The sequence below is a fragment of the Nonomuraea rosea genome (genome assembly GCF_039539705.1).
In the GTDB taxonomy this organism is placed as follows: domain Bacteria; phylum Actinomycetota; class Actinomycetes; order Streptosporangiales; family Streptosporangiaceae; genus Nonomuraea; species Nonomuraea rosea.
The window spans coordinates 1-12,773 of sequence record NZ_BAABDQ010000039.1 but is presented as its reverse complement, the minus strand read 5'-3'; the positions used below and the strand labels follow the sequence as shown (position 1 = coordinate 12,773).

Below are 12,773 nucleotides of genomic sequence, written 5' to 3'. Positions count from 1 at the left end.
CGTGGCGATCCAGGACCGGTTCGTCGAGGTCATCGCCGAGGTCGTGGTCGGCCGCGGTACGGGGGCCCGTACGGAGTGGGAGGTGGCGTCGGGGTTCCTGGTCGACGGCCGTCATGTTCTCACCTGCCTGCACGCCGTCGTCAGCGGGAGCATCACCGTCCGGCGTGCCATTCCGTGGCCTGATGGCCCGAAGCGGAGCTGGCCGGCCCGGGTGCTCCTGGCCGGGGACCTCGAACGTGCGGATCTGGCGATTCTCGAGCTCTCCCCCGACGCCCGCGAGGAAATCCCTCGGGAGATCGCGCGGCTGGCGCGGGCCGGGTTCGCCCGCGTCGCCGACCGCACCCGGCGCCTGGAGGAGGTACGGGGCTGCGGCGCGGTGGGGTTTCCCCGGTTCCTGGAGCGCGGCGACGGCTCGGCCGCCGTCCGCCATCCCGCGCAGGTCAGCGGGCGGATCCCGGTCTCACAGCGGCCGGGGCCGGGCCTGCTCACCCTGCAGACCACGCACCGTCCCGGTCAGCCGCCGCTGCCGCCGGCCGGGACGGCGCTGGCCGGGTCGGTCTGGTCGGGCATGTCCGGAGCCGTGGTGCTGGCCGGTGATCTGGTGGTCGGCGTGGTGTCCGAACACGCGCCGCGTCAGGGCGCCTCCGACCTGACCCTTGTGCCGATCACTCTGATCGACGCGCTCCCCGACCGCGCCGCGTGGTGGGCCCTGCTCGGTACGGGCCTCGACCGGCTGACGTCGTTGCCGGAGGCGGACGGCGGCGCGGTGTGGGCGGGTGGCTGTCCGTACCAGGGGCTGGCGCCGTTCGGCGCGGATCAGGCGGCGTTGTTCCACGGGCGGGGCCGGGCCGGCGCCCGGTTGCTGGCGATGGTCACCGCCCAGGCCGAGCGTGAGGGGGGCGGGCTGATCGTGGTGACCGGCGCGTCCGGGGCGGGCAAGTCCTCCCTGCTGCACGCCGGGCTCCTGCCGGCCCTGGCCGCCGCGTCCAGCGGCCCCGGTAACGGCGGGGCGTGGCCGCAGGTGCGCTTCACCCCCGGAGAGCGGCCGCTGCGGGAGCTGGCCGTGCAGCTGGCGGTGCGGTGCGCGGCCGATCCGGATGTCGTGCTGGGCGAGTTGCGCGATGATCCCGGCCGGGCCGCGGAGCGGGCCCGGCAGGTTCTGGCTGCCGAGGCGATCCGCCGTGATCAGCAGGGCGGGTCCGGCGATGCCCCACGACGGCTGATCATGGTCGTGGACCAGTTCGAGGAAGTGTTCGCCCCTTCCTCGAACGGGCACGCCGGGGAGGTGGCCGCGTTCGTGGCCGCGCTCGAAGCGATCGCCACCCCGGCCGGTCCGGGAGACACCGGCGGAGTGGACGGAGAGCCGCTGAGCCCGGACCGGCCCGGCGGGGAGTCTGCTGGGGTCGTGGTGGTCGCGGTGCGCGGCGACTTCATCGACCGGTGCGCAGCCCACCCGGCCCTCGCGCGGGCTCTGGAGGAGCGGACGTTCGTCCTGGGCCCGATGAGTGAGCAGGAGTTGCAGCGGGCGATCACCGGACCCGCCGCGGCAGCCGGGCTGGCGGTGGAGGAGGGCTTGGCCGAGCAGGTGGTGCGCGACCTCATCGACCATACGCGGGCGGCGGGCGGCGGCTCGGTGGTGGGAGCGTTGCCGCTGCTGTCGATGGCGATGGTGCGCACCTGGGACAATCGGCACGACGGACGCCTGACCTTGCACGGTTACGACCGATCGGGAGGCGTCGCCTCCGCGGTCGAGGATGCCGCCGAGGACGCCTACCGCGCCCTGAGCGACCGGCAGCGGCAGTCGGCGAAACGGGTCATCCTGGCGTTGACTCTCACCGGCGCCGATGGGCGGGTCCTGCGGCAGCGCGCGGTCGTGGACGAGTTGGCCGCCCGCTGCGAGCCGGCCGAGCCGGAGGTGGCCCGGCACGTCGTGAGGGTCTTCACTCGCGCCCGGCTGATGGTGACCGGTTCTTCGTCCCCCGCCCCCGCCCTGGGCGAGCCGGGCACCGTCGAACTCGCCCACGACGTCCTGCCGAGCGCGTGGCCACGGCTGCGCTCCTGGCTGGCCGAAGATCAAGCCGATCGCATCCTGCACGGCGAGATCTGCCAGGACGCCGCCGAATGGGACCGGACCAGCCGTGACGCGTCCTTCCTCTACCGCGGGGTCCGGCTGGAGACGGCCCAGCGCGCCGCGGAGCGCTGGGCCGCCGACCCCGGCCGCTACCTCGACCTGCCCGACCCCGCCGACGCCTTCCTGCACGCCGCCGCCCGCGCTGCCACCCGCACCCGGCGCCGCTGGCAGGCCCTGTTCGCCGTCCTGGCCGGACTGCTGGTCATCGCCGTCATCACCGCAGTGGCCGCCGTGCGCCTCAACCAGGACACCGAACGGCGACGCACCATGGCACTCTCCAGCCAGATAGCCGCCGACAGCCAGTCATGGCCCGGCGACGACCCGGTGACGGCGGCTCGCCTGGCCGCGGCGGCATGGGTGATCGCTCCCCCGTCCGACGACGCCCGAGCGAGCGCACGGGCGAGCATGTCCGCGCTGCTCGGCCGCCCCGCACGAGGCGTCCTCACCGGCCACACCGACGAGGTGAACTCGGCGGCGTTCAGCCCCGACGGCATCCGCCTGGCCAGCGCCGGCGGCGACAAGACCGTACGGATATGGGATGCGGCCGACCGCCGCCAGATCCGCGTCCTCGGCGGCCACACCGGCCCGGTGCGTTCGGTCGCGTTCAGCCCGGACGGCAGCCGCCTGGCCAGCGGCGGCGAAGACGCGACCGTGCTGCTGTGGGACGCGGCCACCGGCCGCCAGCTCCGCGCCCTCCGTGCCCTCCACGACCAAACCGGCAGCTTCGAGGTACGTTCGGTGGCGTTCAGCCCGGACGGCAGCCGCCTGGCCAGCGGCGGCGGCGACAAGACCGTACGGATCTGGGACGCCGCCACCGGCCACCAGATCCACGCCCTCCACGGCCACGCCAATGCGGTGGCCTCGGTGACGTTCAGCCCGGACGGCAGCCGCCTGGCCAGCACCGGCAACGACAAGACCGTACGGATCTGGGACGCCGCCACCGGCCACCAGATCCGCGTCCTCCACGGCCACACCGATCCGGTGGCCTCGGTGACGTTCAGCCCGGACGGCAGCCGCCTCGCCACCGCCGGAAGCGACAAGACCGTACGGATCTGGGACGCGGCCAGCGGCCACCAGATCCACGCCCTCGGCGACCGCACCGATCCGTTGAACTCGGTGGTGTTCAGCCCGGACGGCACCCGCCTGGCCACCGCAGGCGACGACAGGGCGGTCCGGCTGTGGGACGCGGCCACCGGCCGCCAGATCGGCGACCCCCTCACCGGCCACACCGACCTGCCCCTCACCGGCGACGCCACCCCGGTGAACTCGGTGGTGTTCAGCCCGGACGGCACCCGCCTGGCCAGCGCCGGTGGCGACATGACGGTGCGGCTGTGGGACGCGGCCACCGGCCGCCAGATCGGCGCCTCCCTCACCGGGGACACCGATTCGGTGAACTCGGCGGCCTTCAGCCCGGACGGTAAGCGCCTGGTGAGCGCCGGCGGCCTCGACGGGACCATGCGGCTCTGGGATGCGACCACCGGCCACCAGATCCACGCCCTCACCGGCCACATAGGCCCGGTGAACTCGGTGGCGTTCAGCCCGGACGGCACCCGCCTGGCCAGCGCCGGAAGCGACAAGACCGTCCGGATATGGGATACGGCCACCGGCCACCAGATCGGCGATTCCCTCGCCGATCACACCGGCCTGGTGCGTTCAGTGGCGTTCAGCCGGGACGGCACCCGCCTGGCCACCGCAGGCGACGACATGAAGGTGCGGCTGTGGGACGCGACCACCCGCCACCAGATCGGCGTCCTCACCGGCCACACCGACGAGGTGAACTCGGTGGCGTTCAGCCCGGACGGCAAACGCCTGGCCAGCGCCGGCCACGACAAGAAGGTGCGGCTGTGGGACGCGGCCACCGGCCACCAGATCGGCGACCCCCTCAGCGGCCACACCGGCCCGGTCCGTTCGGTGGCGTTCAGCCCGGATGGCACCCGCCTGGCCAGCGGCGGCGGCGACGGGACTGTGCGGCTGTGGGACGCGGCCGACCGCCGCCAGATCGGCGTCCTCACCGGCCTCACCGGCTGGGTGGAATCGGTGGCGTTCAACCCGGACGGCGCCCGCCTCGCCACCGCGGGCGAGGACGGGACAGTGCGGCTGTGGGACGCGGCCACCCGCCGCCAGATCGGCGCCCTCACCGGTCACACCGGCTGGGTGGACTCGGTGGCGTTCAGCCCGGACGGCGCCCGCCTCGCCACCGCCGGCAGAGACGGGACGGCGCGGATCTGGAACGTCGCCCTGCCACGTGATCTTCACCGGGCGGTCTGCGACATCGCGGCTCGGCCGTTCACTCTTGAGGAGTGGCGGCAGTACATCCCCGACAATGAGCCATACCGGCGAAGCTGCCCCTAGGAACGCCACGTGCGTGGCCGACGGCAAGCGTCTCGCGCGGTAGCAACGCGAGCCCGACCAGCAGCGCGGTAGCCACGCCCTTCCCTCCGCCGCCCGTCGACCTGCCGATCGCCACCGTGCCGGGCTGGCTGGCCGCTCTGCCCGACCTCGATTGCCCCGTCGCTTCGGTTCGGAGAAGGCCACGACCACCACGACGATGACCTGGACCTGGCCGCGCTGGTGCGCGAGCTCGCCGCCGAACACGGCGACAACTTGCACGTGGTGGACTTCGCCGAGCTCGGCGCGCTACCGCCGCAGGCGCGCAAGGCTGGCCACCAGCTGGCCGCTGCCACCGCCGCGATGGAGCTCGTGACCAGCTTCCACGAGATCGGTACCTACCACCTGGCCGCGACCATCGCCGCCGCCTACGAGCAGGCCGGCGGCGCCGACGACGGCGGCCTGGACCTTGACCTGGACGGCGCGGCCGCCGCCACCGCCGCCGACTCTGACCTGATCGAACTGTGGGAGGCCGCTCAGACCGGTGCGCGCCGCGACCTGGTCGCCTCGCTCGCCCAACTGCTGGCGCTCACCCGCCGCCGCCGCGATCTGGACGCCGACGACGTCGCCGCGATGATCGGCAAACACGCCGGGCCCGGCCGGCTGTGGATGCTCGCCGAACGCCAGCTCGACGACGCCGCGGCGGCTGGCCGCGACTGGGAACGCGAGCCGATGCTGCCGGACGCGCCGCACCTGCCCGCCCTGGCCACGACGTCCGGCTCGGCGGGGCGGTGCTGCTGCCAGCGACGGCGCGGTCGAGGTGACCGCCCAGGCCGGACATCCCCTGCACGGCCTGGTCGCCCACGCGGCGGCCGAGCAGATGTCCGGCATCGAGTACCTCGCGGGCATCCCCGGCACCACCGGCGCCGCCCGGTACAGAACACCGGCGCCTACGGCCAGCAGATCGCCGACACCCTGACCGCCGTCACCGCTCACGACTGGCGATCAGGCCACATCGTCCGCCTGCCGGCCGCCGCGTGCGGCTTCGGCTACCGCACCTCCATCCTCAAGACCCAGCCCGGCCGGTGGACCATCCTGGCAATCACCCTGCGCCTGACGCGCAGCCGCAGCGCCGCACCCGTCCCCTCGGCCGCCGGCTCGGCGTCGAGCACGCCCGCCACCACGGCGTTGGCCGCCGCGGTCATCAGACCCGGCCGCGTTCGTGGTCGCCGCCTGCGGGGGTGGTCTCGGCGGGATGCACGATGCCGGCGATGCCCTCCATATCGACGGAGACCAGGACCTTGAGGGCAGCCACGTCCTGGACCCGTCCGGCCTCTCACCACGGATGCTCCGCTCCACTCGCCTGATCGACCTGGTCAACCCCATGGACGCCAAACTCGTCGCCGCTGCCTTCGGGATGCATCCCGAAAGCGTCATGATCTATCTCGCGGACCACATCGACGAAGGCCATCTGACGGCGCAACCAGAACAGGGATGACCATGACACGGATGTCATTGCGCTGGATGCTGGCGGGGTCTGGATGGGCCGACTGCATCGTTGCTGACGACCAAGCCGAGGCGGAGGTCACCGCCTCCTATATCACCGCGGCTCCTGAGGAACTCCTGACCGCGACAGCCCGGCTGGTGCTCGGTGAAGAGCAGACACGGGCCCAGTTCGAAGCCGAGCCGACTGCGTTTCGCTGGAACTTCTATCGAGGGGGCAACGACGTCTGGGTGCGACTGCTCGAGTTGCCCGACGGCCGCCGTCACGACAACGCCGGCACCGAGGTCTGGTCCAGCTGGCAAACGATCGACACCCTGGCTCGAGCCGTCATCCGCTGCTTCGACGATGTCGCGCGACGCTATGACGAAAGCGGTTACCACGGAAAATGGGGAGCGCCATTCCCTCGGCTCGAACTCGAAGCCCTCCGGACCGCATGGCGCAACCACACCGCACGCCCACCCCAGCCTGAATAGCTGCTCCAACGTGTGAAGTTTCAGCCGAACCACACACTTGTTGGCTCGAACATGTGCGCTTTCGAAAACGACTCATTGGAGGCGATCGCGACACTATTGGTCTCCTCCCTTTCCGTGAGAACTTGGAACAGCAGTTCGGCTCCATGGCGGTCGAGCTCCATGTAGCCGAGCTCATCAATCTATGCGGATATCCGCATAGATTGATCTATGCTGACACCGCGATTATGCCGAGAAGCATGGTTGCGCGTTTCATCCGTGTGACGGAGCTGGGTCTTCTTGAAGTTGGCGCGGCAGGGCTCGGCATAGTCGCCGACTGAGCGCGGTCTCGATGTAGGAGCGCGTGCCCCCAGCGAGAGCAGCGCCGCATCTGCTCGATATGGGGCTCCGTCCGGGCTTCCCTGATGGCGCGAGCGGGACTGTCGTTCGTGATCGCTAGGGTTTCCACCTGCGACCGGATGGAGGAAACCGTAGTGGCTGAGTTGATCCGCAGCGTCTACGACGAGGCGCCGATCTCGTACGGGCGGTTTGGCCTGCACGACATACCCGGCTATGGCCGGGATGTCGTGCAAGAGACCGAACATGGTGCGCTGCTGGCCGAGCCCGAGGGCATTTCACTGGGTGCTCTTGAGTTGGTCAGCCCGGCCAGAGCGCGGCTGGCCACTGTCCAATTGGAGGCATGGAACGCCGAGCCCGAGGATGAACCCGGCCAGCCATGGGCCGAGGCGGGGCGGGTTCTGTATTGGAGCCCGGGCGGCATCGTGGCCGTCAGCGGCATGGGATACAGCCCCACGGGACAGAAGCTCCTTCTGGGACCGCCTTGTTTCGCCTATTGGCTGAGCGCCTACATCGGCTCCGTACGCAGCGAGCCGGCCTCCTGGGATCCCGGCGACATCGTAGCCGTTGAGGAACGCTGGCTACTGCGGTTCTGGCCGGTAGCCGACGTGGCCGGACCCGCTCTGCGCGGGGAAGACGACAGCGGGTATATGGCCAGGATGCGCGAGATCCTCGCGCTCGAACCCGGCACGGCACCATCACGGCCGCAGGCCTGGGCAGCGCTGCGCCCGCACCCGCAGCCCGACACCGCCACCGCGGTGATGCGATTCAACCCACCGGAACCCGGCCGTGCGACGGTAGGCCACCCTGCGCAAGCCGACAGCGCTTCGGAGACCGACGGGGGACGCATAACGGTCTCGTCTGTCGATACGGACGATGACCCGCCACTGGTCCACGAGGTGCTGGGAGACCTGCTGTACGACGTGCTCGGCAACCTGCCGCAGAACGTGTGGTCCTGGTCGCGATCGATGCTGGAGGATTACGCGACGCAGTTGCGCGTGGACCGGCGCATAGGCCGAGAGCTGAACCCGGATGGCACGCCCACGCTGGTGCTGGAGGCATCCAGTGTGCGCACACCATTCTTCGGGGCCGAGCCGGGCTTCAGCGGGCGCGCCTGGGTATGGGCATCCGAGGAGAATGGCCACGCCGACGTGTTGTCGGTCGACAGGGAAGTGATCGCCCGCGACCGCATCCGTCAGAACACGCTGTTCACGGGGATTGTCACCATCTTGCGCAAGGAGAACGACTTCGTCGAGGTCCGTGCGGCGACGCAGGCGGAGGCCGCACGGGTGATCGACGTAGAGAGGTTGCGCGGCTAACGTCCCACGCGTCGCTGTCGGTTGGCCCTAATCACCTACCGGGACACGGCCGCCAACACGCTGCCCACCGCTGGCGCGTGAGGCGCCATGCTCACCTGACAAGCGAAGCCAGGTGGTCGAGCATTGCGTCAATCCACTCGGAGTCCGGTCCGGACGCCAAGTACTGGTCGCCTACCCGCCGCAGGTCGACAGACAGCGCGGCCGTCCGGGTCGCCAGGTCGGCCACGGGCAGTTCCGCGGCCTCCTCATCCACGCTGCCATGCTTTGTCACGTCCGCGGCGCTGTCGAGAGCTTCTCCAGATTGGCATGCGGCCTCCACGGATCAAAGGCGCCACGTGTCCGGGCCCCAGGGCGCATGGATGACTAGGCTGTCGGTGTCAGCGACGTGTGTCCCACGTGCTGCGTTTCCAGCCAGCGCCGCGCTGCGGTGCATCCGGGCTGGGTGGTCTGGCATTCGGGGCAGCGGCATTTGTGGTGGCTGTAGGTCCACCCTCGGCCGTGCTTCAGACTCGGGTCGCGACCCTTCACGAGCGCCTGGTACAGGCGATCGCGGAACTCCGGGTCGCGGCGGGCCCGCCCGTAGGCGACCTCGTCCAGCAGGCCATGCTCGTCCATGGCGGTGTCCAGCGGGGTTCCGGAGGCCATCGCGGCGAGGACATGCTCACGCATGTGGGCGGGGAAGACCGCGTCCATGTTGGCGCGGTACCAGTGGATGGTGCGGTGCATGGAATGTCCTCCTGCGATCACGGCCATACGGGTGTGAGGGCCCCTCGCAGGGGAGATGAGGTGTTTCGCGGCGATATGCCGAGTGCGCCGAAGTGGTGACCCCTCAAAGGGGGGATGAGGAGGGGCCGACGTACGACCCCGCAGACCGGCCTTTTCGGTTGGCGCCACTGAGCCGACTACGCAATAACGTACAGGCGGGCCGGTGCAGGCAACCGTTCCGTTCGGGGTGGGCCCGCTGGCTTGTACGACGGGGCCCACCATGGGTATCACGCAGGGCACCGCTCGCGTCGAACCGGTCGCGCCGAGCCAGCATGCCCGTGCAGTGCATCCTCGCCCAGCCCGCCGTCACCTGAGCGTGGATTCGGCGCTTCGTGGTCCTCCAGGTTGAGGTCTTCGACGTCGTGGAGTCTGCGCGCAGGCTCACGGCGACCGGGTGCCCCGCATGTCCTGCGGAACGGCCATGAGTTGCCACAGCACCTCCTCGAGGCTGAGGTCGTCCCCGGGATCCACGGTGGAGATCAGCACGGCGAGCACCGCCTTGCGCAGGGTCAGCCGAAGCCGCTCCTGATCTTCCGGCGGACCGGACAGCGCGCAGAAGGCGACGCCTTCGCGGTAACGGAGAGGATGTACGCGAGATCCTCAATGGTAAGCATTCACGTGTGTGCAAGGCGTGACGGGACGGTCCAGTGTGTGACTGTCGGTCATCTTGATCAGTTGGCCGTGTGGTGATGTGATCTCCGGGTGTCCGGTCTGGAGGAGTTGTCCCGCGAGGAGCTGATCGCTCTGACGCGTGCCCTCCTGGTCGAGAACGCCGCGTTGAAGACAGAGGTCGCTCAGCTGCGGGACGTGTGGACAAGCTGGAGCGGCTGGTCTCGCGTAACAGCGGTAACTCCGGGATGCCTCCCTCGGCTGACGATCTTCCAGGCCGTAAGCAGCCGAAGGATCGCAAGGCCGGCAGTGGCCGGCGTCGTCCGGGTAAGCAGCCTGGAGCCGAAGGCAAGGCGTTGGCCTGGTCGCAGGAGGTCGCCGACGGAGACATCTTCGAGCACTACCCGTAAGGCCCATGCGGGTGCGGGGCCGATCTCGGCCAAGCCGCCGACCTGGGAGTGACGGCCAGACACCAGCAGATCGAGACCGTCGAATACGTGCACTGGGCCACCGGCACGGCTCGCCTACTACCCCCGCCTGCTGCAGGGCCGCCAGGCCGGGCCCGTCTTCCTCGCCGACCGGCGCCCTCCCGCCTCCGGACGGCGTGCGCCCGCGGCCGCCGACATCTGCCCCATCACCGGGCGCGGCCGCCTGTCCTACCCGCGCGGAGCACCTGTTCAAGACCGCCTCCGCCGAACTCGACCCGCACGGTGACGGCTGGACCCTGCATCGACTCCGCCACAGCGCGCTGACCGATCTGGCCGCCGCCGGCCGCACCGCCCCCGAGCTCCAGGCCAAGTCCCGCCACCAGCACCTTTCCAGCCTCGGCCACTACGTCCGCCTCGGCGAGGAGACCTCGGCCCGCATCACCGCCGAACACAACCCGGCAGCACGCCGACGCTCCCGCTGAGGACCTCTCGGTCCTGTCTGCCAACTGGACGCTGAGCAGGGCTAACTACCTTCGCGTGTACTTCATGCCACCCTCGTTAACGACATGCCTACTCGGCGTCTTCGCGACAGCCGGTGGCATCGCTGGATCACGTCGAGTTCTTCGAGAGCCGGCCATTCTCACAGAAGCGTCATTCGCTGCCCGAGCGGATCCCATTTCACCACGACGATTCCGCCGTATCGCTTCGCCAGCTTGTGGCGCAAATCCTGGTTGAAGGTGTTCGTCTCGATGACGACCCGGTTGGTCTCCTCGTCGATCCCCGCCCCGAGGGCGGCGGGCTCGTCAAGCAGCTCGTCACTATGGAGCACGCGGCTCAGCGTCGCGTGAGTGTTCGCCACCCGTCGCACCTCCGGCACGATGTCGTACCTGACCTGTTTCCCCTCGGACCAGTACGCCCCCGAGAGCACCGGCGCGGCCAGCGCGCGTCCTCGCGCCGTGACGTAGGGGGCGACGAGCCGGTACGGCCCGCCGTGGGCGATGTAGGGAGGAGCGAGGTCGTCCGGGTACGCCTCGGCCCGCTGCTCCGCGAGTAGTTGCGCCCGGTTGAAGGGCTCGATGCCCTCGTACGACCTGAGCATCACGGGCGAGACGGGCTCGTAGTACACCTCGGCCGCGTCGTTTGTGGCCGGCTGGACGACCACCCGCAGCTCACCGGGCAGGAACAAGGGCGCCGCCGTCACGGCGTAAATCAGGAGCACCATGAAGATCATTTTTAATCGCATGCGCGCCGAGTGTAGTGGGAAGCCGCATCGCTGTATTGATCACGAGGGGCTATCTCTCGTGATCGGGCCTTCATGTCCATGACCCGCTCGGCACTTCCGTTACCGCGCTCTCTCGAGGGCCAGGTCCAAGGGCGGGGTCGCGCCTCACGGGCGTGGAGTCCCTTCGGTCATCCATGCACGGTTCGTCGAACATCGCACCTGTTCGAGGGGGACCTCCACTCGGCTGCCTGGCCGCACGTCCCCGGTGAGTCCGGTCAGCCGATGTAGCAGAGCCATGCCGCCAGAGGTGCGCGGCATCGTGAAGGCCAGCCTGGAGACGCCGATCGCGCGCAGCTCGTGCCAGAGCCGTAATGCCGTCTGCAGGGCGAGCTGCCGCCTGCGCAGATCCGGCCGGATCACGAAGGCGCTCACCTCACAGGTGCCGGGTTCAGGCCGGTGGAGCCGGACGGCGATGACGCCCATGAGCCCCATCCCCCGCTCCCCCCTCCCCTGCCTGTCGAGCACCAGCAGCACCCGCGTGTCCGTGCACCGTCCTGCGAGCACCTGCCGGAGGTCATCCCGCTCGGCGTGCTCACCCGCCGCCTCCAGGGCGGCGGTGATCGCTGTCATGCCGGGCTCGTCGTTGGGCTCATAGTCCCGGACGATGTATCCGTCGTTGAGTTCGATCTCCAGGTAGGCGTCGTCCCCGCAGGGGGCGTGGAGCGGATGGCGCCGGGCGCAGCCCGGATCCCAGTGACCGGCGTAATGGATCAGCGAAGCGGCCACATCGGGGTGAGCCGCCGCCCAGACGTCGTCGAACAGGAACCACTGCCGATAACCGAAGTATCCGCTGTGGATGCACATCTGCGCGAGGTGGTCGCCGAGGTGGATGAGCGTACGGCGGGGGTCGCGCTCGTGCTCCAGTGTGAAGCCGTTCAGCAGGCGCAGCGCCTCGGCGTGTGCTGCCCGGTGCGGTTGTGCCAGCGCCGCCAGGCGACGCCGGTGATCGTCGGCGGATTCCATGATGGGCTCATCCGGCCATCGGTTGCGGCGCTCCAGCGCGGCGCCGATCCGTTCGTCGCCCGGGGCGGTCAGCGCCCGCAGAGTCAGTATCTCCTCATCCCAGCGCTGGGGATCGGCATCACTCTCGCGCAGGGCCGCCGTCAGCTCCGGCAGCCGCACACCGGGCAAGGCGGTGGGTCGGAGCCCGCCCGCGCTGCGATGGCCATCGGCGAAGTCGAGGATGACCGCATAGGTGGCGCCGTGCCAGCCGGCCAGGGAAGGACACGACGGACACGGACGTCCTCCGGGCAGGCTATGTGACACATAATGTAGCCGAGTCGCCGTCTCGGCGGCGAACGCCGAGCTGGGCGGACGCGGCCCGATGGCCGCATGTGTGACAGATAATGCAAGTTCTCTGTCACACATCAGGCGTCATAGTCGCACGAGAGCGGGCGCGGTCTGATTGGTGGTGTTCGGGGGGCTTCCTGCGCGCCAGCGACGATTCAGCGGCAGATGTTGGGGCGCCGCTCCTCTAGATGATTGATGCCAAGGCGTAGCTGCGGAGATAGGGCGAGGGTGCCCAAGCTCGATGTGTGACGAAAGAGTTAGACACCCTCGCAACCGCACTGTACGTGCGGATCGATGATGTGTTGAAGGCC

At 70.0% G+C, this 12,773-nt stretch carries 14 protein-coding genes and 1 pseudogene; 7 read left to right on the top strand and 8 right to left on the bottom strand.

All coding sequences use genetic code 11. The features are described 5' to 3' along the window. Position 1 precedes the first annotated feature (1 nt). Positions 2 to 4,483, top strand: a complete 4,482-nt coding sequence (locus ABEA43_RS52115) for an nSTAND1 domain-containing NTPase (RefSeq protein ID WP_345573905.1) — start codon at positions 2 to 4, stop codon at positions 4,481 to 4,483. 285 nt (positions 4,484 to 4,768) lie between these two features. On the opposite strand, the gene ABEA43_RS68395 is transcribed toward ABEA43_RS52115, so the two are convergent. Genes ABEA43_RS68395 through ABEA43_RS68385 form a run of 3 tightly spaced genes read right to left on the bottom strand, consistent with a single transcriptional unit; the run spans position 4,769 to position 5,741 of the window. Then, a complete protein-coding gene (locus ABEA43_RS68395; RefSeq protein ID WP_425570584.1) occupies positions 4,769 to 5,455 on the bottom strand; it encodes a hypothetical protein in 687 nt (228 codons plus the stop codon). 53 nt (positions 5,456 to 5,508) lie between these two features. Then, positions 5,509 to 5,664, bottom strand: coding sequence for a hypothetical protein (locus ABEA43_RS68390; protein WP_425570583.1), 156 nt, complete (start codon positions 5,662 to 5,664; stop codon positions 5,509 to 5,511). Then, positions 5,664 to 5,741 (bottom strand): hypothetical protein, encoded by a 78-nt coding sequence (locus tag ABEA43_RS68385; RefSeq protein ID WP_425570590.1) that lies wholly within the window; start codon positions 5,739 to 5,741, stop codon positions 5,664 to 5,666. Before ABEA43_RS68385 ends, ABEA43_RS68390 begins: the two co-directional genes overlap by 1 nt. Between ABEA43_RS68385 and ABEA43_RS52105 the strand changes: the two genes are divergently transcribed. Together ABEA43_RS52105 and ABEA43_RS52100 are read left to right on the top strand one after the other, a co-directional pair. Beyond that, entirely contained in the window at positions 5,715 to 5,957 is a 243-nt protein-coding gene (locus ABEA43_RS52105; protein ID WP_345573901.1) for a hypothetical protein, read from the top strand. The genes ABEA43_RS68385 and ABEA43_RS52105 overlap by 27 nt on opposite strands. 11 nt (positions 5,958 to 5,968) lie before the next feature. Further along, positions 5,969 to 6,436 carry a hypothetical protein gene (locus ABEA43_RS52100; RefSeq protein ID WP_345573899.1) on the top strand — a complete coding sequence of 156 codons (468 nt, stop codon included), beginning with the start codon at positions 5,969 to 5,971 and terminating at the stop codon, positions 6,434 to 6,436. 62 nt (positions 6,437 to 6,498) lie between these two features. Here the strand turns inward: ABEA43_RS52100 and ABEA43_RS52095 are convergent. Continuing rightward, positions 6,499 to 6,615, bottom strand: a pseudogene (locus ABEA43_RS52095) (ATP-binding protein); the annotation flags it as partial. Between ABEA43_RS52095 and ABEA43_RS52090 the strand changes: the two are divergent. Continuing rightward, positions 6,559 to 6,753 (top strand): hypothetical protein, encoded by a 195-nt coding sequence (locus ABEA43_RS52090; RefSeq protein ID WP_345573897.1) that lies wholly within the window; start codon positions 6,559 to 6,561, stop codon positions 6,751 to 6,753. The pseudogene ABEA43_RS52095 and the gene ABEA43_RS52090 overlap by 57 nt on opposite strands. A 153-nt stretch (positions 6,754 to 6,906) precedes the next feature. Continuing rightward, the gene (locus ABEA43_RS52085) at positions 6,907 to 8,088 is read left to right on the top strand and encodes a hypothetical protein (protein ID WP_345573895.1); all 1,182 of its coding nucleotides are present in this window, start codon (positions 6,907 to 6,909) and stop codon (positions 8,086 to 8,088) included. A 91-nt stretch (positions 8,089 to 8,179) separates the two neighbouring features. Here the strand turns inward: ABEA43_RS52085 and ABEA43_RS52080 are convergent, their stop codons facing one another. Then, on the bottom strand, positions 8,180 to 8,341 hold the full coding sequence (locus tag ABEA43_RS52080) for a hypothetical protein (RefSeq protein WP_345573894.1): 162 nt from the start codon (positions 8,339 to 8,341) through the stop codon (positions 8,180 to 8,182). A 110-nt stretch (positions 8,342 to 8,451) separates the two neighbouring features. After that, positions 8,452 to 8,814, bottom strand: coding sequence for a hypothetical protein (locus tag ABEA43_RS52075; RefSeq protein ID WP_345573893.1), 363 nt, complete (start codon positions 8,812 to 8,814; stop codon positions 8,452 to 8,454). An 848-nt stretch (positions 8,815 to 9,662) separates the two neighbouring features. Between ABEA43_RS52075 and ABEA43_RS52070 the strand changes: the two genes are divergently transcribed. Further along, entirely contained in the window at positions 9,663 to 9,872 is a 210-nt protein-coding gene (locus tag ABEA43_RS52070; protein ID WP_345573892.1) for a DUF6444 domain-containing protein, read from the top strand. 194 nt (positions 9,873 to 10,066) lie between these two features. Next, the gene (locus ABEA43_RS52065; RefSeq protein WP_345573890.1) at positions 10,067 to 10,372 is read left to right on the top strand and encodes a hypothetical protein; all 306 of its coding nucleotides are present in this window, start codon (positions 10,067 to 10,069) and stop codon (positions 10,370 to 10,372) included. Positions 10,373 to 10,530: 158 nt separating this feature from the next. On the opposite strand, the gene ABEA43_RS52060 is transcribed toward ABEA43_RS52065, so the two are convergent. Next, positions 10,531 to 11,112, bottom strand: coding sequence for a hypothetical protein (locus tag ABEA43_RS52060; RefSeq protein WP_345573888.1), 582 nt, complete (start codon positions 11,110 to 11,112; stop codon positions 10,531 to 10,533). Between the two features lie 165 nt (positions 11,113 to 11,277). Further along, entirely contained in the window at positions 11,278 to 12,438 is a 1,161-nt protein-coding gene (locus tag ABEA43_RS52055) for a GNAT family N-acetyltransferase (RefSeq protein ID WP_345573886.1), read from the bottom strand. Positions 12,439 to 12,773: the final 335 nt, after the last annotated feature.